This window comes from Janthinobacterium tructae (assembly GCF_006517255.1).
Taxonomy (GTDB): Bacteria; Pseudomonadota; Gammaproteobacteria; order Burkholderiales; family Burkholderiaceae_D; genus Janthinobacterium; species Janthinobacterium tructae.
This window is the reverse complement of the sequence record NZ_CP041185.1, coordinates 622,195-646,022: the sequence shown is the minus strand read 5'-3', so window position 1 is coordinate 646,022 and position 23,828 is coordinate 622,195. Positions and strand designations below refer to the sequence as shown.

The window sequence follows — 23,828 nt, the reverse complement described above, 5'->3', positions numbered from 1 at the left end:
TTTCCTCAGCGGCCTGTGGCCTGGGTTTGCTGTACCAACTGCGCCAGTTCCTGCTGCGCCGCCTGTAACTGCTGTTCGCGGCGCACCACATCGGCTTGCCCTTGTTGTAACAATTGATGCACGGATTCTCGCTGGGTGCGCTTGTCGCTCAAGGGCTCGACAAATTGTTCGCTGACGCAACTGTGCAGCAAGGCCAGCTGATTATCGTAAAGTTGCTGTACGGATCCGCTGACATGTTCTTGCAGATAAGAAATGCGCTGCTGCAACTGGCCAACGGTAGCGGCCGTCAACTGCGCCAAGGTTGCCGAAACCAGATGCTGCTGCTCGTCCTGGCGTGCCTGCTCGGCCGCCTGTTTCTTGCGGTTGAACGTCTGTAATTCTTTTTCATACTTGCGCAGTGCCGCCTCGGCAGACAGGCGCACGCCGGTTTTTTGTAACTCCTGTTGCTTGATGAACTCCATTCGAGCGGCCTTGTCAACAAGGTTTTCTTGCTGGCGCGCCAAATCCTCTTTCCATGAATTAACATTGCTGTAATCGAGATACTCTTCATTTTCATGGCGATCACTGCTGTACATCCCGCCGCTACGCTTGACACTCTTGTTCCCCGTACGTGGCGCTGGTTGCCCACCGAGCCTGTCCAGCTGGCTTTCAGCGCGTTCCAGGGCTATGCGTGCCATCTCAATATCGCGCTCGTTCGGCGCATTTTGCTGGACTTTCAGTCTCAAGCGCTCCAGTTCATCTTCGCGCTCGGCAATGGTCTGCTCCAGTTCCAGCGCTTGCGCATGATGGTCCTCGATCAGGGACAAGTCCAGATCAAACCCCACGTCCAGCTTGGGCAAAGTGATATGCATCTCCCCCAGCGCCGTATTCAATTGCTTCGCGTGCTGCGCCATACTTTTTTCATATTCTGCGCGCAAACCTTCCAGGCTTTCGGCCAGCAACTGCCGTTCTTTTTGCCACAGCTGATTCACCGTACCGACGACGTCCTCAAACTCACGCGCCACATTGGCAGGCAAGCCTATCTTCTTGACCTTCTTGGCGACCTGCGATTCGATGTAGCCAACGGTCAGGTGAATTTCAACCTGAGCCTTCAAATTGGCCAGCGGGGCGATCAACTGATGTTCAATTTCCCTGGCCCGGTGCCTGGCGGCACGCGTATGCTCCACTGCCGACCCGTTCGCCAGGGTGCGCATTTCCAGTTCCAGATTCTTGATTTCTTCGTCCAGCAGCGCCAGATCGCGCGCGCGCTGCTCCTCTGTGTCCGTCGAGGCCAGTTGCCTCTGCTCCGTGGCTATGCGTTCCGACAATTGCTCTTGAATGTGCGCCAACTGCTTCAGCGGTTTCAGATAGATCTGTTCCAGCGCCTCACCATTGCAGAACATGTCACTGATCCGTTTGGACAACAAATCGACACCGGAACGCGCCCGCTTATGCTCATCGTCGGACAGCGCCCAGGCGGCGCTGACACCCATCAAGTGCTGCTGATCGGTCATCAATGCCAGTTCAGCTTCGGGTTGATCATGCAACTGTTTGCGGAAGTTGGCACGCACATGTTCCAGTTTCAAATCGGAAAGTGTGGCATCGGACATGGCTTCGGACTTACCCTCCGGCGTGTCCAGGATGACATCCCACATATTCACGACCGTAATGAATTTACTGAAGTCCTTGCGCAGTGTACCGGCGACAAATTTCCATTCAGAAGCATTCGCACCCAATTGCAACGCACTTTGCACCCATACCGCAATATGCGCTTCCGCAATGGCGCGACGCGTGATTTCTTCATGGTGCTGCACCATCGATTCCAGTCCTGGTGTATCGATCAATACCAGCCCTAGATCGAGCAAGGGATGCTGCATGAAAATCTCGATGCGATCCACAGATAAGCGGGCATCCGCATTGAGTGCATCAAGTTCAGTACTCCAGCGCTCCAGCGCGCTGGCATCCGTCCATGCAATTTCCTGCGCCGACTGGCCATCGACAAAATGCACGCGAATAAACCGTTCCGTGCGTCCTGCTGGCAAAGCGCGCACAAAAGTATTAATTGCCGTAGTCGCCTCTTGTGCATGGCGTAGCAACTTGATACCCAGCAGTGCATTCACCAGACTGGACTTCCCACGCGAGAATTCACCAACGAATACCAGCATCACGTTGCGGTCAGCCTCCAGTGAACGGCTTAATTCAGCAAATTTGGCATGCGAACTTTTCAATTCATCACCGCCAAACCGTTCAAATATGGACTGCGTACGCTGCAATAAAACTTGCGCCTCTTGAATCCGTTCCTGGCGGGAGTGCAAGCCAGCACTGATTGCTGCATTTTCAATGGCATTGACAGATGAATTCATTCTTGAAATAGCCTTTATATGAGCCAGAAAAATCGTCGAAGCATATTGTAACGATATTTTCCAGGCAGAAACTAACCAACATCCCCCATCGGAAGAATTAATAAGATAAAACGTACTGCGACAACTAATGTCGCACTATCGTAAAAATCCAGAATTTAACCAATAATCAATGGCACATCGAGAATAAAGGTATCTCCACGCCAGCCATTAACAATGGCAAGGGAACTACTCAATTCCGCTGCCGCCGAGGTGAATAGCGTTTTTAATCAGCGTCAAGTTGAGCAGTGATCAATGCTACGGTGCGATAAAGGGGCACGGCGCATGCCTGCAAACGGCCCCGCTGTGCGAAAATGCCCGCCTTTGCCATTGCCGGACTTTACCCATGCCGCACGCTGCCATTGCTACCCTTTCCGCACGCGACGCGCACCGCATCGCGCGCCATGCGCCGGCGGCCGACGCCGCCCGCTTTTTGCATCCGGCCCAGCAGGCCTTGCTGCACCGGCGCGGCTGGCTGACGATGCTGGCGCCGCGCAGCGCGGGCGGCGCCGAGCTGCCCCTGCCGCAAGTGGTGCGCCTGGAAGAAGCCGTGGCCGCCGTCGACGGCAGCATGGGCTGGGTGCTGACCTTGTGCGCGGGCGCGGGCTGGTTCGCGGGCTTTCTGGCGCCTGACATGGCGCGCAGCATCATCGGCACACCGCGCGTCTGCCTGGGCGGCAGCGGCGCAGCCACCGGTTTTGCCGAGGAAGAAGGCGACGGCTACCGCATCACCGGTAGCTGGGACTACGCCAGCGGCGCGCCCATGGCGACCCACTTTACCCTGAACGCCCGGCTGCAGCGCGATGGCCAGCCCCTGCTCGATGCGCAAGGCCAGCCGCGCATCCGCGCCTTCCTCGTGCCAGCCGCGCTGGTGCAACTGCTGCCCTCGTGGAACAGCCTCGGCATGCGCGCCAGCGCCTCGCACAGCTACCGCATCGACGCAAAATGGCTTGCCAAGGAACACGGTTTTACCATCGATGCGACCACCGCAACGGCCGACGGTCCCCTGTACCGCTACCCCTTCTATTCACTGGCCTACGTGACCCTGGCCGCCAACGTGGCCGGCATGGCCGGGCATTTCATGCAACTGGCCGAGGAATGCATGCGCCACCGCCGCCATGCGCGCGCCGGCTTGCCGCTGCTGGACGTGCCGGAAGTGGCCGCCATGCTGCAAGACAAGAAAGACGCATTTAGCGCCGCCCGCGTGCGTTTTTACGCCGTGTTGGACGATAGCTGGGCAACGGTGGCAGGCGGCGCGTTGCTGGACGACAACACCATGCAGGCCGTGCAGGCCGCTTCGCTGGCCCTGGTGGCCGCCGCACGCTCAGCCGTCGATGGCTTGTATCCGTACTGCGGCCTGTACGCGGCCCGCGAAGACAGCACCATTAACCGCGTGTGGCGCGATTTTCACACGGCCAGCCAGCATGCATTGCTGCTGCCCTGACAGGCCCATCGATGAAACGGCTGCCGGACGCCATGCGGGCCGGATTGCCTGATAATATGGGGGCATTGCTACTTCTCGCTCCCCTATCCATGCACGTCAACACGCTCAGCAGCCTAGCACAACTCCTGGCCAGCGCCGAAACGGAAACCCTGGCATTTCCCACCAGCATCAATACGGCCCTGCTGCTGCAAAAGGAACTGGCCAATCCCGATTGCCACTCGTCGGACATCAGCCGCCTGCTGCTGTGCGAACCGACCTTGTCGGCGCGCGCCGTGGCGCTGGCCAATTCGGCCCTGTTCGCGCCCGGCCAGGCGCCCGCCATCACCAGCGTGCGCGCCGCCGTCGAGCGGCTGGGGCACCGCAACCTGTATGCGCTGGCGACGGCGGCCGTCATCCGCCAGCTGAACGCAGGCATCCGCGACGAGGCCTTGCGCGCCCGGGCCACCCAGCTGTGGGCGCACACCGTGCACGTGGCGGCGCTGGCGCACGCGCTGGCAGGCGCCGTCACGCACACGGATGCCGATACGGCCCTGTTCGCCGGCATCGTGCATGAAGTGGCCGGCTTTTACATGCTGGCCCAGGCCGACAAGACCCCGGGCCTGTACGCCCAGCTGGAAACGCAGATGGCGTCAACGCTGGAAGTGATCGGCCGCGCGCTGATGCGCCAGCTGAATGTGCCGCTGCCCGTGGCCGATGCCGTCAACGCCTTGCCCGGCTCGACCATCATGCTGCCACCGGAAGGCTTGCGCGACACCCTGCTGCTGGCCAAGGCGCTGGCGCCCGTGCCCTCGCCGCTGCCACAGGCCAGCGTCACCGTCAGCGCGCCGCTGCAAGCCTACCTGGAGCATGATCCCGTGCTGCAGGTGCTGCGCACGCAGCCGTCGGCCGAAGCGAAGGGCCTGATCGAGGTACTGCTCAGCTGATAGCCGATCTGCTATCATGGCGCAGGCCGGGATGGACCCGGCCCGCTTTCATTGATGTGCACTGGAAAACTGCCTTGACTACCTCCCTACGCATGCTCGGCCTGGCCGCAGCTTTGACCATGGCGTGCAACGCCAACGCCGACAGCTTCGTTTCCTCGGCCTCCAGCGCCGGCTCCCAGTCGAGCGGCAGCATTTCCGATTCGCTCAACGGTTCGAGCAACAGCTCCTCGCGCGACAACAAGGTGGCCAATGGCCCTTACCGCATCATCGACGTGGCCGCCCTGCCGGGCCGCGACGGCATGACGCGTTTGACCATGCAAGCCGACGCCACGGCAACGCCGCTGGTGCTGGACTTGCCGCAAGCGGCGCTCGACAAGCAACAGCTGGCGCAGGGCGACGTGGTGCATGCACAAAACCGCGCCTACGGCATCGAATTTTCGCGCAACGACACGCGCGCCGCCTTCTTCCTGGTGCTGGCCGACGACTGGTACGGCGAAATGGCCACGCGTCCCGTCAGCCTTTGATTCCAGGTATGACCCTGCGCAAGCTGGCGCGACTGCTGGCCGGCTGCGCCGCGCTGGCCGTGGCCGGCGCCGCCCAGGCAGGTACTTCGCTCGCCTCATCGCGTTTTTGCGACCGCGCCCAGGAACTCACGGCAACCGAGCAGGATCGCCTGTTGCGCTTTGCCGCCGTGGTGCGCGAGGAACTGGCCGCCAGCGAAGGCAGCGTGGCGCTGATCAGCCGCTCCGGCCTGGACCTGGCCCGCTTCGGCATCCGCTATTCGCACGCGGCGCTGGCCTGGCGCCACGACAATGACAGCGGCTGGTCCGCGCGCCAGTTGTACTACGCCTGCGACGAAGGCCGCCCGCGCATCTTCGACCAGGGCACGGCCGGTTTCGCCATGGGCACGGAAAACCCATCGCTCGGCTACATCTCGCTGGTGAAACTGCCGGCGGAAACCGTACCGCCCCTGCGCCGTGCCCTGCTCGACCCCGTGCGCGTGCAGCAATTGCTGGCGGGCCGCTACAGCGCCAACGCCTATGCATTCAGCCTGAAATACCAGAATTGCAATCAGTGGGTGGTGGAATTGCTGGCCTCGGCCTGGGGCGAACTGGCCGCCGGCAGCGATTTGCGCGCGCGCGCCCAGGACTGGCTGCGCGCCGCGCCTTACAACCCCGCTGCCGTCGACGTGGGTGCGCGCTGGCTGATGCTGGGATCGATCTTCGTGCCCCTGGTGCACATGGACGACCACCCGCCCGAGGCCATCGGCACGATGCAGCTGGCAGTGAGCCTGCCGGCCAGCCTGGAAGCGTTCGCGCGCCAGCGCCTGCCCGCCAGCGAGCGCGTGGAAATATGCCACGACGGCAAGCAGGTGGTGGTGCACCGGGGCTGGGACCCCATCGCCGACGGCTGCGTGCCCGGCCCGAACGACCGCATCATCGCCCTCGACGATACGCCGCACAACATTCCCTAAGCAGTCTGGGCGGCCAGCGCCGCTTCGACCTGATCGAGCAAGTGTGCTGGCGCCAATCCCTGCCCCATCCGGCGGGCTACCTCGCCGCAAGCCAGTTGGACCTCGGGCGCGGCCAGCAGGCGCGCCAGCTGCCGTTGCATGCGCCCGGCCGACAAACGCCTGGCCAGCAAGACATCGCCCACGCCGAGCCGTTTGATCCTCCAGCCATTGTCGAACTGGTCGTAGGCGAACGGCACGATCAGTTGCGGGATGCCCGCGCGGAAAGCGTCCGCGCTGGTGCCGATGCCGCCGTGGTGCACTACTACCGCCACGCGCGGCAACAGCGCCGCAAACGGCACGTGCGCCTGCCACATCACGCTGGGGGGCAAGTGTTGCGGCACCTGCGCCGCATGGGGCGTGAGGAACAGGCCGCGCCGTCCCAGCCGCCGCAACACTTCCAGGGCGATGCTGAAATAGCGCTGCGCGTGCTGGTGCCCGGTACCGGGCGTAAATACGATGGGCGGCTCGCCCTCGCCCAGAAAGCGTTCCAGCTCCGGCGGCAGCGCCGCAGCGCCATGCGGGGCGGCGCCGAGGAAACCAGTTTGCACGAAATGCGCTGGCCAGTCCGCCTGCGGGGCGGCGAACCAGGTGGGAAACAGCCCCAGCGAGGCATCCGGCGCGGCCAGCATGTGCGCAAAAAAATGCGCTTCGGGCGGCAGTCCGTGCTGCGCGCGCGCCCCGTTCAGGCCAGGCAGCAGCACCGGGTCGACCATGCTGCGGTGGAGCAGCCGCCACAGGGCCTGGCGCCAGGCCAGCGGCACCCAGGCGGGAATGCGCAGCGAGCCGGCCGCCAGGAAATCATGGCTGCTGCACAGGTTCGATGGCGCCAGATACGCCGCGACGATGCGCAGGTCCGGGCGCACTGACCGCGCCAGGGCGGCCATCGGCACGAGGAAGGGGTGGCACAGCACTACGCACTCTTCACCGCCCTGCAAGCCCTGCACCACGTCGCGCACGGCGCCCAGGTGCGGCACGAGGCCGCGCCACACCACGCCCCAGCCCTTGCGCTCATCCCAGAGGCCCGGATCGCCCAGCATGGCCTGCCCCTCTTCCTGCGTGCCGAAGGTGCGATACGCCAGCCCTGAGGCCAGCGCCGCCGCTTCCTGCCAGCCTGGCACCAGCAGCAGCACGCGCCGCCCCCGTTGCTGCAAGGCCTGCGCCAGCGCGATAAACGGTTGCATGTCGCCGCCGGTGCCGTTGCTGGCAACGATGACGAGCGGCGCTGGCGTCAGATGGCCATCAGCCATGCCGCCCTCCGTGCCTGGTGCAGGTGTGCAATGCAAAATCAGACAAGAACGTAGGGTGCATGGAAATCTTTCCTAGTTGAAACATTCAACGATGGTAAGCGATGAACGTTAGCATTTCAATCAGTATCTGAGCGCTGCTTGACGCCATACCTGCCTGAAATGACTACACCGGCAGTTGCAACACCATGTCCCACTGGTCGATGCCGGGCCCGAAGCCGTCCGGCGTCACCTTCACGGGCTCGAAGCCGAAGCGTGCATAAAACTGCTGCGTATGCTGGCTGGTATTCATGGTGACCCTGGCCACCTGCGGCATGGCGCGGATGGCGTCCAGGCGGGCCTGCGTCAGCGCGCGGCCCAGTCCCTGGCCATGCACGTCCTGCGCCACCATGCCCCAGCACAGGCTGGCGACGGTGCCACCCGCCTCCAGCGCATGGCCGCCGCAGGCGACGATGTTACCGTCGCGTTCGATGACCAGATACGGCTGCGCCGATGCTTCCAGCCAGGCGGCAAAGCCGGCGCGCTCGGACGGGTCGAAAAAGCGCGGCGTGTTGCCGTCGAAGAGGGCCAGGCAGGCGTCGCGGTCGCTGGCCGCGTAAGGACGTACTGTTTCCATTTTCCGTACTCAAATGAACATGAACGCCGATTATAGGCGATGCGCATTCATGCCAGCTGCTCCGAACTGACGATATGCACGCCCGGTGCGCCGGCCAGTGCCGCTTCCAGCAGGGCTTGCGCGATGCGCGGCGCCGGATTGATGCGCCAGCGCGCCGGCAGCACGGGTCCCAACACGCGCAGCAGACGCAAGGCGGCGCCCTCGCCCGCCCGCGCCACGTCGCGCTCGCCGCCGATCAGGCCCGGCCGCACGTGCGTGAGCGAGGCAAAACCCAGCTGCTCCAGGTCGCGTTCCAGCTCGCCCTTGACGCGGTTGTAGAAGATGCGCGAAGCGGCGTTGGCGCCGGCGGCCGAATTGAGCGCATATGTGCGCGTGCCCGCCGCCCGCGCCAGGCGCGCCACGGCCAGCGGATAGTCATGGTCCACACGCAAGAACGCCTGCCGCGTGCCGGCCACCTTCATGGTCGTGCCCAGGGTGCAGATGACGGCGTCCGCCAGCCACCAGGGTGCATCGGGCGGCAATTGATCGAAATCAACAAGGGGTGCATGCAGTTTCGCATGGGGCGGCAAGGCCTTGCGCACGGGCGCCACCACCGTGCTGACGCGCGTGTCGGCGAGCGCCAGGCGCAGCACTTCGCGGCCCACCAGGCCGGTGGCGCCCACGAGAAGTAATTTCATGGCTTTCCAGTTCAAGTTGCTGTCAGCCACCACCATACACGGAACTCAGGACAAGCGCAGCGCCAGTGCCGCCAGGGTCAGCAGCAGCACGGGCACGGTCAGCACGATGCCGACACGGAAATAGTAGCCCCAGGAAATGTGGATGTTCTTGCTGTCGAGCACATGCAGCCACAGCAAGGTGGCCAGGCTGCCGATCGGCGTGATCTTCGGCCCCAGGTCGCTGCCGATGACGTTGGCGTAGATCATCGCTTCGCGCACGGCCCCCTGCGCCGTCGTCGGGTCGATGGCCAGCGCGCCCACCAGCACCGTCGGCAGGTTGTTCATCACGGACGACAGCAAGGCCGTCAGCACGCCCGTGCCCATGGCCGCGCCCCACACGCCATACTGGGCAAAGTGGTTCAGCATGCCCGTCAGGTACGCCGTCAAGCCCGCATTGCGCAAGCCGTACACGACCAGATACATGCCCAGTGAAAAGACGACGATATGCCACGGCGCATGACGGATCACGTGGCGCGTGGAAATCACGTGGCCCTTGCCCGCCACGCCCAGCAGCAGCGCGGCGCCCACGGCGGCGATCAGGCTGATGGGCACGCCCAGGTGTTCCTGCGAGAAAAAGCCCACCAGCAGCAGCGCCAGCACCAGCCAGCCGGCGCGGAAGGTGGACAAGTCGCGGATGGCGGCGTCCGGGCGCTTCAGTTGCGAGGCATCGTAATCGCGCGGGATATCCTGGCGGAAGAAGCGCAGCAAGACGCCCAGGGTGGCGGCCACGGCGACGACGTTGACGGGCACCATCACGGAAGCGTACTCGGCAAAGCCGATCTTGAAGAAATCGGCCGAGACGATATTCACCAGGTTCGACACCACCAGCGGCAGGCTGGCCGTGTCGGCAATAAAGCCGGCCGCCATGACGTAGGCCAGGGTGGCCCTGGCGGAAAATTTCAAGGCCCGCAGCATGGCGATGACGATGGGTGTCAGGATCAGCGCGGCGCCGTCATTGGCGAACACGGCGGACACCAGCGCGCCCAGCAAGACCAGCAGCACGAACAGTTTTCTGCCGCTGCCGCCGCCCCAGCGCGCCACGTGCAAGGCGGCCCATTCGAAAAAGCCTGCCGCGTCGAGCAGCAGGCTGATGATGATCACGGCGATGAAGGTGCCGGTGGCGTTCCACACGATATGCCAGACGACGGGGATGTCGCCCCAATGGATGACGCCGGCCAGCAAGGCGACACCAGCGCCGATGACGGCGCTCCAGCCGATGCCCAGGCCGCGCGGCTGCCAGATGACCAGGGTTAATGTGGCGAGAAAGATCAGGAAAGCGATGAGCATGGTGTCAGTTCCGGTCACTGGTGCATTTAATCATTCCATAATACTGGAAATATTGAATTAAACCAATGTCGGATCAGTGCTATCACATCCTTGCGCGCCTGCTACGCGGGAAACTCTCCGCGCGCATAGCAATCCCACAAGCTGTCGATGAAGGCGATATCGGCAGCTTGCAAGCGGGCCTGGGCGATCAGGCCGAAATCGTCGGAGACGTAGGCGGCCAGGTCCGGGTTGCCCGTCAAGCGGAAAACCGCCTTGAAGGCGGCCTCCCTCACCGGCGCCGTCGCGGCATCGTCTTGCGGGAGCTTGTCACAGCTCTCGCGCCAGGCAGTATCGAATGCGATGGCGTCCCTGGCATCGAGCGCCGCATCCCAATCGCGCTCTGGCCCAAAGATTTTTTCAAAAAATACACCGTCGTTGATCTTGCCTAAAAGATCGCTGTCTCGCATTCTTTCTCCTAAAATGAGCCACATGCCAGGGCCTGAGCGGCACCGTTACTCCTCCAGCCCTCCCCCCAGCGCCTTGTACAGCGCCACGGCCGATTTGAACTGGTCGCGCCGCGCGTCGAGCAGGGTTTGCTGCGCCGCATACGACTGGCGCTGCGCGTCGAGCAATTCCAGCCGGCTGTCCTGGCCCGCATTGTATCGCAGCTGCGACAGCCGCTGGCGCTGCTGCGCCGCCACCACCACGCGTTCTTGCGCATCGATCTGCTGCGCATACGTGGCGCTGCCGGCCAGGCCGTCGCGCACGTCGCGGAAGGCCGCCTGGATCGCCTGCTCGTATTGCAGCACGGCCACGTCCTTGCGCAGCCTCGACAGTTGCAGTTCCGCGCGCAGCTGGCCGCCCTGGAACAGCGGCTGCGTCACCTGCGGCGCAAACGACCAGCTGCGCGCGCTGCCACGGAACAAGTCACCGAGTTCCGGGCTGGCCAGGCCCAGCTGCGCCGTCAAGGACAGGCGCGGGAAAAAGGCGGCGCGGGCGGCGCCGATTTCCGCATTCGCCGCCACCAGCGCATATTCGGCCTGCAAGATGTCGGGCCGGCGCGCCAGCAAGTCCGACGGCAGGCCCGGTGGCAGCTGCGTCAGCACGGGCTGGCCATCGAGCGGCCGGCCAGCGGGCAAGTCCGCTGGCAGCGGCGCACCGAGCAGCAATTCCAGGTTGTTGCGCGCCAACAAGCTGGCCCGCTCGCGCGCCTGCACGTCCGCTTCCGCCGTGGCCGCCTGTCCTTGCGCTTGCGCCACGTCCAGGCCGCTGCCCTGCTGCGCGCCGTGCAGGCGCTGCGTCAGCAGCAAGGCCTGGCGCCAGTCAAGCAGGGTTTGCCGCGCCAGCGCCAGCTGTTCCTCGGCCAGCCGCTGTTCCAGGTAGGCATCGGCGACAGCGCCGATCAGGGCCATGTGCGCGGCGCGCTGGCCCTGCCGCGTGGCCAGGTAGCGGGCAAACGCGGCATCCGACAGCGAACGCAGACGGCCGAACAGGTCGATTTCGAACGCGCTCATGGCGATGCCGGCCGTGAACGTGTTTTGAACAGTAGCATCGGCGCCGCGCTGGCGCACCCCGCCCGCATTCGCGGCTATGGCCGGGTAGCGGCCCGCATCCTGGATCTGGTACTGGGCCCGCACGGCTTCCACGTTGAGGGACGCCACGCGCAAGTCGCGGTTGTTTTCCAGCGCCAGGCTGACCAGGCGCTGCAGGCGCGCATCGAGCAGCATCTGGCGCCAGCCCAGATCGGCGGCGCTGCCGGCTGCGAATGACGGCGTCGCCTCGTAACTGGCGGGAATGGGCGGCGCCGGCTTGACCAGCGGCGGCGTCAATGAACAGGCCGACAAGGCCAGCGCGGCCAGCGGCGTGATAAAAATCAAACGCATCACAACTCTCCTTCCACCGCCTTGATGGCGGTGCGATTACTGCGTTTGTTGAAATAGCTACCCATCTTGTCGACGGTGCCCAGCACCACGACAAAGAACACGGGCACGAAAAACACGGCCAGCACGGTGGCGGTGATCATGCCGCCGAACACGCCCGTGCCGATCGCATGCTGCGTTTCGGCGCTGGCGCCCGTGGCCAGCATCAGCGGCACCACGCCCAGGGCGAAGGCCAAGGACGTCATCAGGATAGGACGCAAACGCAACCTGGCCGCTTCCACCGTCGCTTCGACCAAGCCCTTGCCCTGCGCCTGCAACTGGCGCGCATATTCGACGATCAAAATCGCGTTCTTCGCCGACAGGCCGATGATGGTGATCATGCCCACCTTGAAGAACACATCGTTCGGCATGCCGCGCAACATCACGGCCAGCACCGCGCCCAGCAATCCCAGCGGCACCACCAGCATCACGGAGACGGGAATCGACCAGCTTTCATACAGTGCCGCCAGCACGAGGAAGACCACCAGCATCGACAGCGCCATCAGCATCGGCGCCTGCGACGCCGATTCCTTCTCTTGCAACGACTGGCCCGTCCACGCCAGCGCGAAGCCCGGTGGCAGCTGTTTCACCAGCCGTTCCATTTCCAGCATGGCGTCGCCGCTCGACACGCCCGGTGCCGCGCTGCCGGAAATACGCGCCGCCGGATAGCCCTGGTAGCGCACCAGCTGCAGCGGCGACTCGCTCCACACGGGACGCACCAGTTCGCCCAAGGCCACCATGCCGCCCGCGTTATTGCGGATGCGCAGGGCCAGCACGTCGTTGAGCTGCATGCGCGACGGCGCGTCGGCCTGGATGATCACCTGCTGCATGCGGCCCGCATTCGGAAAATCGTTGACATAGGTCGAGCCCATGGCCGCCGTCAGCATGTCGGCAATGGCCGTAAACGACACGCCCAGCGCTTCCGCCTTGGTGCGGTCGATATCGAGGCGCACGCTGGCACCGGGCGGCAAGCCGTCCGGATACACGCCCGCCACCTTGCTGCTTTGCGCGGCCAGGCCCAGCAACTGGTTCTGCGCCGCCTGCAGGGCGGCGATGCCCTGGCCGGCGCGGTCTTGCAGACGCAGCGAAAAGCCGGACGAATTGCCCAGTTCATCGATGGCGGGCGGCATCAGGCTCATGATCACGCCCTCCTTCGCCTGCGCCATGGCGGCCTGCGCCAGCGCCACTTCTTCCTGCGCCGTGGCGCCATTGCGCTGTTTCCAGTCCTTCAGCATGGTAAACGCCAGGCCCGCGTTCGGCCCCGCGCCGGAAAAGCTGAAGCCGAGGATCGACTGGTTCACCTCGATGCCGGGCCGCGTGGCCACGTGCTGCTCGTACAGCTTGACGACATCAAGCGTGCGCTCCATGGTGGCGTCCGACGGCAGCTGGATCGAGGTGATGAAATAGCCCTGGTCTTCCTCGGGCAAGAAGGCCGACGGCAGCTGCATGAAGGCCACGCCCAGCGCCGCGACGATGGCGCCATATACCACCATCGAGCGGCCCGCGCGTTTCAGCATCGCCACCACGCCCTTTTCATAGCGCGCCGTCATGCGGTCAAAACAACGGTCGAACCACAGGAAAAAGCCCTTCTTGTCATGATCGTGCGGGCCGATGGGTTTGAGCATGGTGGCGCACAGGGCCGGCGTCAGGGTCAGGGCCAGAAACGCCGAGAACAAAATCGACACGGCCATCGCCAGCGTGAATTGGCGATAGATGGCGCCCACGGAACCGCTGGCCAGCGCCATCGGGATGAACACGGCCGTCAGCACCAGCGTGATGCCCACGACTGCACCGGTGATTTCGCGCATCGCTTTCGACGTCGCTTCCTTCGGCGACAAGCCTTCGGTGGCCATCAGGCGCTCGACGGCTTCCACCACCACGATGGCGTCATCGACGATGATGCCGATGGCCAGCACCATGCCGAACATGGTCAGCACGTTGACGGAATAACCGGCCAGCAGCATCACGGTAAAAGTACCCATCAGGGCAATCGGCGCGACGATGGCGGGAATCAGGGTGTAGCGTATCTTTTGCAGGAACAGGTACATGACGAGGAACACCAGTACCATCGCTTCGAGCAAGGTGACGATGACCTTCTCGATCGAGATTTTCACGAACGGCGCCGTATCGAACGGCACCGAATACTTGATCCCGGCCGGCATGGTGTGCGCCAGTTCGGCCATGCGCGCGCGCACGGCGGCCGCCGTCTGCACGGCATTGGCGCCCGGCGACAGCATGATGGCGGCGCCCGACGCGGCTTGCCCGTTTTCGCGGATGCTGAAGTTGAAGCTTTGCGCGCCCAGCGAGACCTTCGCCACGTCGCCGATGGTCACTTTCGAGCCGTCCGCATTCGCGCGCAGCACGATGGCGGCAAATTCGGCCGGCGTTTGCAGCTGGCCCTGCACCGTCAGCGGAATGGTCACGCGCTGGCCTTCCACGGCGGGCGAATCGCCGAGGCGGCCCGGCGCGATCTGCGCATTTTGCTGCGCGATGGCGGCCGTCAGCTCGCCCATGGCGATGTTGTACGACACCAGCTTGGCCGGATCGACCCAGATGCGCATGGCCCGCTCGGAACCGAACAGCTGCACCTTGCCCACGCCGGGAATGCGGCGCAGTTCTTCCGTCACGTTGCGCGCCAGGTAGTCGCCGAGCGCCACTTCATCATGCTGGCCATTCTCGGAGATCAAACTGACGATCATCAAAAAGCCGGACGACGCCGATTCCACCGTCAAGCCATTTTGCCGCACGGCCTGCGGCAGGCGCGGCTCGATGGCTTTCAGGCGGTTCTGCACGTCCACCTGCGCCATTTCAGGGTTGGTGCCGGGCTGGAAGGTGACGCTGATCGAGGCCGAACCCGAGGTATCGGTGGACGACTCGAAATACAGCAGGTGCTTGACGCCCGACAGCTCGCGTTCGATCAGGCCCACCACGGAATCGTTCATGGTTTGCGGCGTGGCGCCAGGGTAGTTGGCGCTGATGCTGACGCTGGGCGGCGCCACGGAAGGAAAACGCGCAATCGGCAATTGCGGTATGGCGATCAGTCCGAACAGGACGATGAAGACCGCCACCACCCACGCAAAGACGGGGCGGTTGATGAAAAATTGAGGCATGTCGTTAAGCTTTCATTGTATTCAAAGTGTGCATCAACGGGCCTTGGCGGCAGCCGCCGTTGCCACGACAGCCGGCTTCCACGGCTGCGGCGCGGCAGTGGCGCCCGGCTGCAAGCGTTCCTGGCCTTCGATGACGACGGTGTCGTCCGCCTTCAAGCCGCCGTTGACCACGTACTGATGGTCGACCACGTCGCTCACGGCAATCGGTTTCAGGCTGGCTTTATGCGTGCCATCGAGCACCCAGGCCTGCGCCTGGCCATCGCTGCTGCGCAAGACGGCTTGCTGCGGCACGAGCACGCCATGCGCTTGCACGGCGCGCGCGATGCGGGCGCGCACGAACATGCCCGGCAGCAGCTGGCGCTGCGGATTGTCGACCAGCACGCGGATGACGGCGTCGCCCGTGCCCGCATCGACGCTGATGCCGGAGAACAGGATGCGGCCCGTGACGGGATGCGGCTGGCCGTCGGCGCCCAGGATGGTCACGGGCAGCTTGTCGGCGCCGCCGTTGCTGTCCGAACCTGAGGCTCGCAGCGCGGCCAGCGCGGCGGCCGGCTGGCGCACGTCGACATACACCTTGTCGATCTGCTGGATGCGCGCCATCGGCGTGGCATCGGCCAGGCCCACCAGCGCGCCTTCCGTCACCAGTTCGGAGCCGATGCGCCCGGCAATCGGCGCCTCGATGCTGGCAAAGGCCAGGTCCAGGCGGCGCCGCGCCAGGCTGGCGCGCGCCTGCGCCACGGTGGCCACGGCTTGCTCGCGCTGGGCGACGGCATCGTCATACGCCTGGCGGCTGATGGCGTCCGCTTCCACCAGCGGTTTTAACCGGTCGGCCTGGCTGCTGGCGCGCTTCGCCGTGGCCACCGCGTGCTGCAGGGCTGCGGCGGCCGAATCGACGTCCGCCTGGAATGGCGCGGGGTTGAGCTGGAACAGCTTCTGCCCCGCCTGCACCTCGGCGCCCTGCTCGAACTGGCGGCGCAGCACGATGCCGCCCACCTGCGGGCGGATGTCGGCCGTGCGGAACGCCGCCACCCTGCCCGGCAATTCATCGCTGAGGACCACGGGCGCCGCTTGCAGCTTGAGTACCGTCACGGAAGCCGGTGGCGTGGCCGCTTCCTCCGGCGCGGGTTTGGAACAGGCGGCAAGGCTGAGCAGTGCCGCGGCGATCAACATGTTTTTCCTGGTGAGGTACTTTACTGGCATGACTTTTCTCTATGACTGATCCCAACCGGCGGTCCGGTCGACAGATACGCGCAGCATAAAAGGTCAAGGTGGATGTTTCGTCAAAGAAATGTGGAGATTCGATGGAGAGAGCGAAGAATGCTAGACTATTTAGATGAACTATCATCACAGCGCCAGCCAGCCCTCCTTCCTTGCCACCACGCCGCCTTCCGCCCTCGTCCTGATCGCCGAAGATGAACCGCAAATCGCCCGCATCCTCGCCGGTTACCTGGAGCGCGACGGCTACCGCACGGCTTTCGCCGTCGATGGCCAGGAAGCGCTGCAGCAGCACCTGGCGCTGGCGCCGGACCTGCTGCTGCTCGACGTACAAATGCCCAGAGTCGATGGCTGGGGCGTGCTGGCGGAAGTGCGGCGGCGCGGCGAGACGCCCGTCATCATGCTGACGGCGCGCGACCAGGATGCCGATAAACTGGCCGCCCTGCGCGTGGGCGCCGACGACTACATCATCAAGCCCTTCAATCCGGCCGAAGTGGTGGCCCGCGTGGCGGCCGTGCTGCGCCGCTCGCGCGTGCGCCACCATCCGGTGGGCGGCCAGCGCCTGCGCTGCGGCCCCATCGAGATCGACCAGGAAACGTATGTGGCCAGCGTGCTGCGCGAAGGCGCGCCCGTGCCCTTGAGCCTGACCTTGACGGAGTTCCGCCTGCTGGCGCATCTGGCGCGCACGCCGCGCCGCGTCTGCAGCCGCCTGGAATTGCTGGAGTCGTGCATGCCCGAGAGCAATTCGATGGAACGCACGGTGGACAGCCACGTCAGCAAGCTGCGCAAGAAGCTGGAAGAAGCGGGCGTGATGAACATGCCGGCCAGCCTGCGCGGCGTGGGCTACCGGCTGGAAAGCGACTGATGCGCTTCACGGGCCTGAACCGGCAGATCGTGCTGTCGATGTCCGTGCTGATGGTCAGCAGCATCCTGATCATCTGGATGGGCTCATGGATCTTCTTTGCCGTCGCCTTCAAGATCGACCCCAACATGCTGTCCGAGCCGGACGACTGGTCGCCCAGCACCGTCGAATGGCTGTGGATCTTCGCCATCACCATCTTCGGCCTGGGCCTGGCGGCCTTTTTCGCCATCAAGCTCGCTTCGCGCATCCTCAAACCGATCAATTCCGTGATGGACAGCGTGCGCCGCGTGGCGCATGGCGACCTCTCCGCGCGCGCCTTCGCGGGCGACCGCAGCCTGGGCGAGACGGCCATGCTGGTCGATGACTTCAACAGCATGGCCGAGCGCCTGCAGCGGGCGGCCAAGGAAAGCGAAACGTGGAATGCGGCCATCGCGCATGAATTGCGCACGCCCGTGACCATCCTGCGCGGCACCTTGCAAGGCGTCGTCGATGGCGTCTTCAAGCCCGAGGAAGTACCGTTCTCCAGCCTGCTGGCGCAAGTCGAGGACCTGGGCCGCCTGATCGAGGATTTGCGCACCCTGAGCCTGGCCGACAGCGGCTACATGCAGCTGCGCATGGCGTGGACGGACCTGACCCTGGAAATCGAGGAAGTGCGCCGCCTGCTGGCGCCGGAAATGGAGGCAGCCGGTTTTAGCCTGCAATTGCAGCTGTCCGACCATCCCGTCTGCTGCGACGCGGCGCGCATCCGGCAAATCGTGCTGGCCCTGCTCGACAACGCGCGCCGCTATGCGCATCCGGGCCTGCTGCGCGTGCGCACCCGCGTGCAGGCTGGCCAGTACTACTTGAGCGTCGAGGATGCGGGCCCCGGCATTGCCGAGGAACTGGCGCCGCATGTATTCGAGGCGTTTCGCCGCGGCGACAGCGACGGCGGCGACCTGCATGCGGGCAGCGGCCTGGGCCTGGCCGTGGTCGAAGCCATCGCGCGCGCCCACGGCGGCAGCGCCGCCTGCACGCGTGGCAAGGCGGGCGGCAGCCTGTTCACCATCAAGTGGCCGGTCGAGCATGGGGCGGTGCCGGCCGCCTGACTATATCGCCGGCGCGCGCAGCATGTCGACAAAGGCGCGCAAGACGGCCGGCATCTGCCGCCGGCTCGGGTAGTACAGGAAGTAACGGGACGGCGGCGGCAAGCAGCGCTGCAGCACGCACACCAGGCGCCCCGCCGCGAGATCGGCGCGCGCATCGGCCGCGTACACATACGCCAGACCCGCGCCATCGCGCGCCGCGCACAGCATCAGTGCATCGTCGTCGAACACCAGCGGGCCACTGACGGCGATGCTGACGGCATCCCCCTCCTGCCCGAACTCCCACGCATACTGGCGCCCGCTGGGAAAACGCCGGCCTATGCAGGCATGCGCCAGCAAGTCGCGCGGCGTATTTGGTGCGCCATGCGCCGCCAGGTAAGCGGGCGACGCCACCACCACGAACGGTTGCGGCGCCCCCACGGGCACGGCGATCATGTCGGCCGCCACCTGCTCGCCAAAGCGGATGCCCGCATCAAAACCATCTCGCACGATATCGATCATGCCGTCATCGGTGACCACGTCCACCTGCACGCGCGGATAACGGGCGACGAAACCGGCCAGCATGGGCGCCAGCAGCAGCCGCGCGGCCGGACGGGGCACGTTCAGGCGCAGCTTGCCTGCGGGCACATCCTGCAAGGCGCTCAAGTCCAGCAAGGCATCGTCGATTTCGCGCATGGCCGGGGCCAGCCGCGCCAGGAGCTGCTGCCCCGCCTCGGTGGGCGTGACGCTGCGCGTGGTGCGGTTCAGCAGGCGCACGCCCAGGCGCTCTTCCAGCGCGCGCAGCGCATGGCTGAGGGCGGAGGCGGATACGCCCCGTTCGAGGGCCGCCTGGCGAAAGCTGCGCAGGCGGGCGACGGCGGCAAAGGCCGTCAATTCGTTGAGGTCAGCCATTATTGAGGAAAAAATTCATGAGCCATATTCAGTAATCCATGCAGGATTAGCGATCTTATCGCATGCTGTTGCTTCACCCATACTCCTTGCATCTTTTTTTTTGACGAGGAGTGAAAAATGGAACACAGAACACTGGGCAAATCCGGCTTGCGCGTCGCCCCCATCGGCCTGGGCTGCATGGGCATGAGCTTTGCCTACGGCGGCGCAGACGAGGCCACCTCGCTGCGCGTGCTGCACCGCGCCGTGGAACTGGGCGTGACCCTGATCGACACGGCGGAAGTCTACGGACCCTACGCCAACGAGGAACTGGTAGGGCGCGCCCTGAAGCAGCTGCGCGGCAAAGTCAACATCGCCACCAAGTTCGGCTTCAAGATCCTGCCCCACGGCCAGGGCGTGGAACGCATGGCGGGCGTGGACAGCCGGCCCGAGCACATCGTCCGCGCTGTGGAAGCGTCGCTGTCCAGGCTGGGCATCGAGTGTATCGACCTGCTGTACCAGCACCGCGTGGACCCCGCCGTGCCCATCGAAGACGTGGTCGGCGCCATGGCCGGTCTGGTGCGCGCGGGCAAGGTGCGCCACCTGGGGCTGTCGGAAGTGTCGGCCGCCACCCTGCGCCGCGCCCACGCCGTGCACCCGATTGCGGCCGTGCAGTCCGAATACTCGCTATGGAGCCGCGACGTGGAAGCCGAAGTGCTGCCCGTCTGCCGCGCCCTCGGAATCGGTTTCGTGCCCTACAGCCCGCTGGGCCGGGGCTTCCTGACGGGCCAGCTCACCTCCGGCGCCGCGCTGGCGCCAGACGACTACCGCCACAGCCTGCCCCGTTTCCAGCCGCAGGCGATGGCGGCCAACGCGGCCCTGGTGGCCGAACTGCAGGGCCAGGCGGCCGCGCGCGGCGCCACGGCGGCCCAGCTGGCCCTGGCCTGGCTGCTGGCGCAAGGCACTGACATCGTGCCGATTCCCGGCGCCCGCAGCCTGGCGCACCTGGAAGAAAATGTCGCCGCCGCGCGGATCAAATTGAGCGACGCCGAGCTGGCCGCCATCGGTGCGGCCATCGCGCCGGCCAGCGTGCAGGGCGCGCGCTACCCGGCGGTGGAGCTTGCCATGCTTGGCCTGTAGACAACCGTGCATGAGTGCGCTATACCGGTACTTTTTTGTCCAGCGCACTTGAAATGCCTGAATCCGCTATCATTTCCAATCTGAACTATTCACTATGAAAAGGATCTACATGTCCGCACTGCTCGAAACACTGCAATGGCGCTACGCCACCAAGAAGATGGACCCGACGAAAACGGTGCCGCAAGACAAGGTCGAGCGCATCCTGGAAGCCGTGCGCCTGACGGCCAGCTCCAGCGGACTGCACCCGTATGAAGTGTTCGTCGTGACGAATCCGGCCCTGCGCGAGCAGATCAAACCGCACGCGTGGAACCAGTCGCAAGTGACGGACGCCTCGCATTTGCTGGTGTTTGCCGCCTGGGACAATTACACGGTAGAACGCATCAACGCGCGCTTTGACCTGGTCAATACCGTGCGCGGCTTCAAGAATGAAGGCTGGGAAGCGTACCGCCAGCAGATCCTGGCCACGTATCCGCAGCGCGACGCGGAAACCAACTACCAGCACGCGGCGCGCCAGGCGTATATCGGCGTGGGCACGGCCCTGATCGCCGCAGCGCAGGAAAAAGTCGATTCGACGCCGATGGAAGGCTTTGATCCGGCCAAGGTCGATGAAATCCTGAACCTGCGCGAAAAAGGCCTGCGCTCCGTCGTCATGCTGCCGCTGGGCTACCGCGCCGACGAAGGCGACTGGCTGGTGGACCTGAAAAAAGTGCGCCCTGCGCGCGAGCAATTCATCACCGAGCTGGCGTAAGCTCCTGCCCGTGACTGAAAAGCGGCTGCCGGCGACGGCAGCCGCTTTTTTTTGCTGTCAGGCTGGCTGCGGAAAGCGCACCGTCACCTGCAAGCCCCGTCCCGCCGCCCCATCGGCGAGCGCGATATCGGCCCGGTGGTGCTCGGCGATGTGGCGCACGATGGACAGGCCCAGGCCGCAGCCCCAGGCGTCGTTGCCGTCGGGACGGAAGAAGCGGTCGAACAGGCGCGCATGGTGCTGGCGCGGCACACCGGGGCCGTTGTCGGACACGCGCAGCAGGGGCCGGCCCTCTTCCAGCGCCGCCTGCAAATCGACCCTGCCGCCCTGCTGCGTGTAGCGCAAGGCGTTATCGATCAGGTTATTCAGCAACACTTGCAAGCCGTCGGGATCAGCCTGCACCAGCACCGGGGCCGGCAGCGTTTCCACCACGCCCAGGTCGATTTCACGGCTGTCGGCCAGCGCGCTGTGGTCGGCCACGGCCGCTTCCAGCAACTGTCCCAGATCAACCGTTTGCAGCTGGCTGGCCGTCAGCGCCGTTTCATGGCGCGCCAGGCTGAGCAATTGCCGCACCAGGTGCGTGCTGCGGTCCAGCCTTTCGTGCAGCCGCGCCAGCGCCACGCGGCGATCTTCCTCGCTGCCGGCCCGCTCGGCCACCTGCAGCTGCAGTTTCAATGCCGTCAGCGGCGAACGCAATTCATGCGCGGCATCGGCGACAAAGGTGCGCTGCGCCGTCAGCGCCACCTCGAACCGCCGCATCAAGCCATTCAGCGCCAGCGCCACGGGCCGCAACTCGGGCGGCATGTCGTCGGCCGCCAGCGGCGTCAGTGCGTCCGGCGAACGGCCGGCCACGGATTCGGCCAGCCGGTGCAGCGGTGCCAGCGCGCGCCCCACCACGACAACGATCAGCAGCGCCAGGATCAGCGCGAACGCCAGCAGGGGCGCGCCGGCACGCATGGTCATTTGCCAGGCCAGCTGGTCGCGCACGGCCTGCGCCTGCGCCACCTGCACGTAACGGCCGCGCCGTGTCTCGCCATACAGGCGCCAGTCTTCGCCGCGCAACGTGACATCGGCAAAGCCGGCCAGTGCATAGCGCGGCATTACCGGCTGGTCCGGCAAGACGGGCAAGGGCTGGCCATCCTCGCCCCACGCCTGCAGCACGAACGCCTCTTCCGGCTCTTGCGCGGCCGGCGAGCCCGTCTGCGGCTCGAACTCGTCGGGCAAGGCCACGGCCAGCTGGCGCAGCTGCAAATCGGCCAGTTCATTGGTCTCTTCCAACAGCGAACGGAACAGCGAAATGCCGGCGCCGAGCACGCACAGCAAGGTGGCCGCCAGCAGACCGAGCAGCAATTGGCGGCGGATGGTCAGCAAGATGCTTCCCGCATCTTGTAGCCCACGCCGCGCACGGTCTGGATGCAGTCCGCGCCGAACTTCTTGCGCAGCTGGTACACGTACACGTCGACGGTATTGCTTTCCACTTCGCTATCCCAGCCGTACAGCTTTTCGCTCAGTTGCCGCTTCGACACCACCCTGCCCGGATGGTCGAGCAAGGCGCGCAGCACGGAAAATTCGCGCGGCGCCAGCTTGACCTGTGTGCCTTCGTAGCTGACGTCGTGGCTGGCCAGGTCCAGGGTCAGCGCGCCATGCTCGATGACGGAGCGCGAACGGCTGACCCGGCGGCGCAGCAGCGCGCGTATGCGCGCCAGCAATTCATCGAGGTCGAACGGTTTCACCAGGTAATCGTCGGCGCCGCTGTCGAGCCCCTCGACGCGGGCCCGCGTGCCGTCGCGCGCCGTGATGATCAGCACGGGCAGCTCGGCGCCCCGCGCGCGCGTGGCGCGCAGCACGTCCATACCCTCCTTGCCGGGCAAGCCCAGGTCCAGCAGCATCAGATCGTAGGCAAAGCCGGCCAGCGCCAGCTCCGCATCGTGGCCGTCGCGTACCCAGTCCACGGCATAGCACTCGCCGCGCAAGCCCTCGACCAGGCTTTCCCCGATCATCGGATCATCTTCCACCAGCAACACGCGCACCCGGGTCCTCACAATCGCACAAAATAGCGACATCTTACCTCGGCTGGCGCAAGCCGGCTTGGCGCTGGCTGCGCTACCGCGGCCAGCCACACCAGGTGGCAAGGGTTGCCAACGTTCCTGTACGCCTGAGCAGACTCCCGCGGATAATTGACGTCAGCCAAAGCCGGCGCCGCAGTCAATCTCTTACAGATCCTGGTTGCGGTTCAAGGTCACGTCCCCTTCGGTGGCCGTGGCCGGCACCACGGATTGCGTCGTGGCCGCATGCGCGTCGGCAGGCTGCATGGTCACGACGGGCCTGGCGTTGACGTACCAGTCGCTGTCGAACTGGAGGTAGGGATTGGTCTTGGGGATCGCGCCGCCCTGCTGCGGCGTCAGACTGGCCTGTGGTTGCTGCGAGTGGCGCTCCGGCGCCATCTTCATGTTATCGCCGGCGCCATGGCTGTACACGTCGAACGGGATTTGATGATCGTAGACGAACGCTTCGGTGGGGGCAGGTACGCCCTTCAATACTTGCCAGGCAGGAATCTGGTAATTGCTCTGCGGGTTCTGCGGTTTCAGGAAGACCAGCACGGTCTTGCCTCGCATTTCGTCCGATTCCACGTTGTTGCTGATGTTAATTTGCGTAACCATCGTTTGCTCCCTGCTGTGGCTCTGCCCGGACTCAAGAAAAACAGCGCCGGACGACGAGTCCGCGATTTCCTCTGGCGCTGGTCATCACTGCAAACGATGCGGCGGAGCTCGCCTGGCACTGTCCGCAA

Annotated in this window: 21 protein-coding genes; 8 read left to right on the top strand and 13 right to left on the bottom strand. The window is 64.9% G+C overall.

The genetic code is table 11. From position 1 onward, the window contains the following. Positions 1 to 5: 5 nt before the first annotated feature. On the bottom strand, positions 6 to 2,342 hold the full coding sequence (locus FJQ89_RS03005; RefSeq protein WP_141168981.1) for a dynamin family protein: 2,337 nt from the start codon (positions 2,340 to 2,342) through the stop codon (positions 6 to 8). A 382-nt stretch (positions 2,343 to 2,724) separates the two neighbouring features. On the opposite strand from FJQ89_RS03005, the gene FJQ89_RS03000 reads away from it, so the two are divergent. The 4 genes from FJQ89_RS03000 to FJQ89_RS02985 all read left to right on the top strand — a co-directional run bounded on the left by FJQ89_RS03000 (position 2,725) and on the right by FJQ89_RS02985 (position 6,219). Then, a complete protein-coding gene (locus FJQ89_RS03000) occupies positions 2,725 to 3,822 on the top strand; it encodes an acyl-CoA dehydrogenase family protein (protein ID WP_141168980.1) in 1,098 nt (365 codons plus the stop codon). Positions 3,823 to 3,911: 89 nt separating this feature from the next. Continuing rightward, complete coding sequence (locus FJQ89_RS02995; protein WP_243136386.1) at positions 3,912 to 4,745, top strand: HDOD domain-containing protein; 834 nt, start codon at positions 3,912 to 3,914, stop codon at positions 4,743 to 4,745. Positions 4,746 to 4,837: 92 nt separating this feature from the next. Further along, entirely contained in the window at positions 4,838 to 5,269 is a 432-nt protein-coding gene (locus FJQ89_RS02990) for a hypothetical protein (protein WP_099764075.1), read from the top strand. Positions 5,270 to 5,277: 8 nt separating this feature from the next. Next, positions 5,278 to 6,219 carry a DUF2145 domain-containing protein gene (locus FJQ89_RS02985; protein ID WP_141168979.1) on the top strand — a complete coding sequence of 314 codons (942 nt, stop codon included), beginning with the start codon at positions 5,278 to 5,280 and terminating at the stop codon, positions 6,217 to 6,219. On the opposite strand, the gene FJQ89_RS02980 is transcribed toward FJQ89_RS02985, so the two are convergent. The 8 genes from FJQ89_RS02980 to FJQ89_RS02945 form a co-directional block, all read right to left on the bottom strand. Next, on the bottom strand, positions 6,216 to 7,505 hold the full coding sequence (locus tag FJQ89_RS02980; RefSeq protein ID WP_141168978.1) for a glycosyltransferase: 1,290 nt from the start codon (positions 7,503 to 7,505) through the stop codon (positions 6,216 to 6,218). The two genes, FJQ89_RS02985 and FJQ89_RS02980, sit on opposite strands and share 4 nt — an antisense overlap. Positions 7,506 to 7,668: 163 nt before the next feature. Next, complete coding sequence (locus FJQ89_RS02975) at positions 7,669 to 8,118, bottom strand: GNAT family N-acetyltransferase (protein WP_141168977.1); 450 nt, start codon at positions 8,116 to 8,118, stop codon at positions 7,669 to 7,671. A 47-nt stretch (positions 8,119 to 8,165) separates the two neighbouring features. Then, on the bottom strand, positions 8,166 to 8,795 hold the full coding sequence (locus tag FJQ89_RS02970; RefSeq protein ID WP_141168976.1) for a Rossmann-fold NAD(P)-binding domain-containing protein: 630 nt from the start codon (positions 8,793 to 8,795) through the stop codon (positions 8,166 to 8,168). Positions 8,796 to 8,840: 45 nt separating this feature from the next. Next, entirely contained in the window at positions 8,841 to 10,121 is a 1,281-nt protein-coding gene (locus tag FJQ89_RS02965) for an arsenic transporter (RefSeq protein ID WP_141168975.1), read from the bottom strand. A 101-nt stretch (positions 10,122 to 10,222) separates the two neighbouring features. Then, positions 10,223 to 10,567 carry a hypothetical protein gene (locus tag FJQ89_RS02960; protein WP_141168974.1) on the bottom strand — a complete coding sequence of 115 codons (345 nt, stop codon included), beginning with the start codon at positions 10,565 to 10,567 and terminating at the stop codon, positions 10,223 to 10,225. Between the two features lie 45 nt (positions 10,568 to 10,612). Then, positions 10,613 to 11,983, bottom strand: coding sequence for an efflux transporter outer membrane subunit (locus FJQ89_RS02955; protein ID WP_141168973.1), 1,371 nt, complete (start codon positions 11,981 to 11,983; stop codon positions 10,613 to 10,615). Continuing rightward, on the bottom strand, positions 11,983 to 15,129 hold the full coding sequence (locus FJQ89_RS02950; RefSeq protein ID WP_141168972.1) for an efflux RND transporter permease subunit: 3,147 nt from the start codon (positions 15,127 to 15,129) through the stop codon (positions 11,983 to 11,985). The genes FJQ89_RS02955 and FJQ89_RS02950 overlap by 1 nt, the downstream gene beginning before the upstream one ends. 33 nt (positions 15,130 to 15,162) lie before the next feature. Next, positions 15,163 to 16,299: an efflux RND transporter periplasmic adaptor subunit gene (locus tag FJQ89_RS02945; protein WP_243136385.1), complete on the bottom strand. Its 1,137-nt coding sequence runs from the start codon at positions 16,297 to 16,299 to the stop codon at positions 15,163 to 15,165. A 163-nt stretch (positions 16,300 to 16,462) separates the two neighbouring features. Here FJQ89_RS02945 and FJQ89_RS02940 point away from each other — a divergent pair, with 163 nt between their 5' ends. Next, positions 16,463 to 17,209, top strand: coding sequence for a response regulator (locus tag FJQ89_RS02940; protein ID WP_141168970.1), 747 nt, complete (start codon positions 16,463 to 16,465; stop codon positions 17,207 to 17,209). Further along, positions 17,209 to 18,291 carry an ATP-binding protein gene (locus FJQ89_RS02935; RefSeq protein ID WP_141168969.1) on the top strand — a complete coding sequence of 361 codons (1,083 nt, stop codon included), beginning with the start codon at positions 17,209 to 17,211 and terminating at the stop codon, positions 18,289 to 18,291. Before FJQ89_RS02940 ends, FJQ89_RS02935 begins: the two co-directional genes overlap by 1 nt. On the opposite strand, the gene FJQ89_RS02930 is transcribed toward FJQ89_RS02935, so the two are convergent. Next, positions 18,292 to 19,179 (bottom strand): LysR family transcriptional regulator, encoded by an 888-nt coding sequence (locus FJQ89_RS02930; RefSeq protein WP_141168968.1) that lies wholly within the window; start codon positions 19,177 to 19,179, stop codon positions 18,292 to 18,294. A 117-nt stretch (positions 19,180 to 19,296) separates the two neighbouring features. Between FJQ89_RS02930 and FJQ89_RS02925 the strand changes: the two genes are divergently transcribed. Together FJQ89_RS02925 and FJQ89_RS02920 are read left to right on the top strand one after the other, a co-directional pair. Next, complete coding sequence (locus FJQ89_RS02925) at positions 19,297 to 20,295, top strand: aldo/keto reductase (RefSeq protein WP_141168967.1); 999 nt, start codon at positions 19,297 to 19,299, stop codon at positions 20,293 to 20,295. Positions 20,296 to 20,404: 109 nt separating this feature from the next. Further along, positions 20,405 to 21,043 carry an NAD(P)H-dependent oxidoreductase gene (locus FJQ89_RS02920; RefSeq protein WP_099764086.1) on the top strand — a complete coding sequence of 213 codons (639 nt, stop codon included), beginning with the start codon at positions 20,405 to 20,407 and terminating at the stop codon, positions 21,041 to 21,043. A gap of 57 nt (positions 21,044 to 21,100) precedes the next feature. On the opposite strand, the gene FJQ89_RS02915 is transcribed toward FJQ89_RS02920, so the two are convergent. From FJQ89_RS02915 to FJQ89_RS02905, 3 genes are all read right to left on the bottom strand, one after another. Beyond that, positions 21,101 to 22,411, bottom strand: coding sequence for an ATP-binding protein (locus FJQ89_RS02915; RefSeq protein WP_141168966.1), 1,311 nt, complete (start codon positions 22,409 to 22,411; stop codon positions 21,101 to 21,103). After that, on the bottom strand, positions 22,405 to 23,070 hold the full coding sequence (locus tag FJQ89_RS02910; protein WP_168208343.1) for a response regulator transcription factor: 666 nt from the start codon (positions 23,068 to 23,070) through the stop codon (positions 22,405 to 22,407). Before FJQ89_RS02910 ends, FJQ89_RS02915 begins: the two co-directional genes overlap by 7 nt. A gap of 183 nt (positions 23,071 to 23,253) precedes the next feature. Beyond that, entirely contained in the window at positions 23,254 to 23,700 is a 447-nt protein-coding gene (locus tag FJQ89_RS02905) for a hypothetical protein (protein ID WP_141168964.1), read from the bottom strand. Positions 23,701 to 23,828 lie beyond the last annotated feature (128 nt).

Bases quoted from the DNA above. Each gene is read 5' to 3' on its own strand.
- FJQ89_RS02985 (WP_141168979.1), top strand. From the start codon at position 5,278: ATGACCCTGCGCAAGCTGGCGCGACTGCTGGCCGGCTGCGCCGCGCTG.
- FJQ89_RS02960 (WP_141168974.1), bottom strand. From the start codon at position 10,567: ATGCGAGACAGCGATCTTTTAGGCAAGATCAACGACGGTGTATTTTTT.
- FJQ89_RS02970 (WP_141168976.1), bottom strand. From the start codon at position 8,795: ATGAAATTACTTCTCGTGGGCGCCACCGGCCTGGTGGGCCGCGAAGTG.
- FJQ89_RS03000 (WP_141168980.1), top strand. From the start codon at position 2,725: ATGCCGCACGCTGCCATTGCTACCCTTTCCGCACGCGACGCGCACCGC.
- FJQ89_RS02995 (WP_243136386.1), top strand. From the start codon at position 3,912: ATGCACGTCAACACGCTCAGCAGCCTAGCACAACTCCTGGCCAGCGCC.
- FJQ89_RS02935 (WP_141168969.1), top strand. From the start codon at position 17,209: ATGCGCTTCACGGGCCTGAACCGGCAGATCGTGCTGTCGATGTCCGTG.
- FJQ89_RS02945 (WP_243136385.1), bottom strand. From the start codon at position 16,299: ATGTTGATCGCCGCGGCACTGCTCAGCCTTGCCGCCTGTTCCAAACCC.
- FJQ89_RS02940 (WP_141168970.1), top strand. From the start codon at position 16,463: ATGAACTATCATCACAGCGCCAGCCAGCCCTCCTTCCTTGCCACCACG.
- FJQ89_RS02965 (WP_141168975.1), bottom strand. From the start codon at position 10,121: ATGCTCATCGCTTTCCTGATCTTTCTCGCCACATTAACCCTGGTCATC.
- FJQ89_RS02975 (WP_141168977.1), bottom strand. From the start codon at position 8,118: ATGGAAACAGTACGTCCTTACGCGGCCAGCGACCGCGACGCCTGCCTG.
- FJQ89_RS02925 (WP_141168967.1), top strand. From the start codon at position 19,297: ATGGAACACAGAACACTGGGCAAATCCGGCTTGCGCGTCGCCCCCATC.
- FJQ89_RS02950 (WP_141168972.1), bottom strand. From the start codon at position 15,129: ATGCCTCAATTTTTCATCAACCGCCCCGTCTTTGCGTGGGTGGTGGCG.
- FJQ89_RS03005 (WP_141168981.1), bottom strand. From the start codon at position 2,342: ATGAATTCATCTGTCAATGCCATTGAAAATGCAGCAATCAGTGCTGGC.
- FJQ89_RS02990 (WP_099764075.1), top strand. From the start codon at position 4,838: ATGCTCGGCCTGGCCGCAGCTTTGACCATGGCGTGCAACGCCAACGCC.
- FJQ89_RS02955 (WP_141168973.1), bottom strand. From the start codon at position 11,983: ATGCGTTTGATTTTTATCACGCCGCTGGCCGCGCTGGCCTTGTCGGCC.
- FJQ89_RS02920 (WP_099764086.1), top strand. From the start codon at position 20,405: ATGTCCGCACTGCTCGAAACACTGCAATGGCGCTACGCCACCAAGAAG.
- FJQ89_RS02980 (WP_141168978.1), bottom strand. From the start codon at position 7,505: ATGGCTGATGGCCATCTGACGCCAGCGCCGCTCGTCATCGTTGCCAGC.
- FJQ89_RS02930 (WP_141168968.1), bottom strand. From the start codon at position 19,179: ATGGCTGACCTCAACGAATTGACGGCCTTTGCCGCCGTCGCCCGCCTG.
- FJQ89_RS02905 (WP_141168964.1), bottom strand. From the start codon at position 23,700: ATGGTTACGCAAATTAACATCAGCAACAACGTGGAATCGGACGAAATG.